The 1,618-nt window shown below is 54.4% G+C and carries 1 rRNA gene; it reads right to left on the bottom strand.

The features are described 5' to 3' along the window. A 16S ribosomal RNA gene (locus tag JF545_RS19740) occupies nucleotides 1-1,450 on the bottom strand; the annotation flags it as partial. Nucleotides 1,451-1,618: the final 168 nt, after the last annotated feature.

Raw genomic sequence — 1,618 nt, 5'->3', positions numbered from 1 at the left:
CAAAGTTAGGCTAACCACTTCTGGTGCAGTCCACTCCCATGGTGTGACGGGCGGTGTGTACAAGGCCCGGGAACGTATTCACCGTGACATTCTGATTCACGATTACTAGCGATTCCGACTTCACGGAGTCGAGTTGCAGACTCCGATCCGGACTGAGACCGGCTTTATGGGATTAGCTCCACCTCGCGGATTCGCAACCCATTGTACCGGCCATTGTAGCACGTGTGTAGCCCTACCCGTAAGGGCCATGATGACTTGACGTCGTCCCCACCTTCCTCCGGTTTGTCACCGGCAGTCTCCCTAGAGTTCCCGACCGAATCGCTGGCAAATAGGGACAAGGGTTGCGCTCGTTACGGGACTTAACCCAACATTTCACAACACGAGCTGACGACAGCCATGCAGCACCTGTCTGAGAGTTCCCGAAGGCACCAATCCATCTCTGGAAAGTTCTCTCGATGTCAAGGGTAGGTAAGGTTCTTCGCGTTGCATCGAATTAAACCACATGCTCCACCGCTTGTGCGGGCCCCCGTCAATTCATTTGAGTTTTAACCTTGCGGCCGTACTCCCCAGGCGGTCGACTTATCGCGTTAACTGCGCCACAAAGCTCTCAAGGAGCCCAACGGCTAGTCGACATCGTTTACGGCGTGGACTACCAGGGTATCTAATCCTGTTTGCTACCCACGCTTTCGCACCTCAGCGTCAGTGTCAGTCCAGAAGGCCGCCTTCGCCACTGGTATTCCTCCCGATCTCTACGCATTTCACCGCTACACCGGGAATTCTACCTTCCTCTCCTGCACTCTAGCCTGACAGTTCCGGATGCCGTTCCCAGGTTGAGCCCGGGGCTTTCACAACCGGCTTATCAAGCCGCCTACGCGCGCTTTACGCCCAGTAATTCCGATTAACGCTCGCACCCTCCGTATTACCGCGGCTGCTGGCACGGAGTTAGCCGGTGCTTCTTCTGTGAGTGATGTCCTTCCTCGAGGGTATTAACCTCAAGGCCTTCTTCCTCACTGAAAGTGCTTTACAACCCGAAGGCCTTCTTCACACACGCGGCATGGCTGGATCAGGCTTTCGCCCATTGTCCAATATTCCCCACTGCTGCCTCCCGTAGGAGTTCGGGCCGTGTCTCAGTCCCGATGTGGCTGATCATCCTCTCAGACCAGCTACGGATCGCAGCCTTGGTGAGCCATTACCTCACCAACTAGCTAATCCGACATAGGCTCATCCGATAGCGCAAGGTCCGAAGATCCCCTGCTTTCTCCCGTAGGACGTATGCGGTATTAGCCTGGGTTTCCCCAGGTTATCCCCCACTACCGGGCAGATTCCTATGCATTACTCACCCGTCCGCCGCTCGACGCCTCCTAGCAAGCTAGGATCGTTTCCGCTCGACTTGCATGTGTTAGGCCTGCCGCCAGCGTTCAATCTGAGCCATGATCAAACTCTTCAGTTTAAAGTCTGATAGTCCGTTAAGCGGACCAAACTTGGCTCAAGGTTCAAACGTCTCGTTTGACGAGTCGCTTGCCTTGATATTTCAGTGACATTGTCACTGACTCATCGGCAAGCGCCCACATGAATTACCTGATCAATTTTTAAAGAGCGTGCTCTTGACTCTAGTGAG

The sequence above is a fragment of the Halomonas litopenaei genome (genome assembly GCF_017303055.1).
Lineage (GTDB): Bacteria > Pseudomonadota > Gammaproteobacteria > Pseudomonadales > Halomonadaceae > Halomonas > Halomonas litopenaei_A.
Note: the sequence above shows the minus strand (reverse complement) of the source record. Positions and strands in the feature narration are given on the sequence as shown.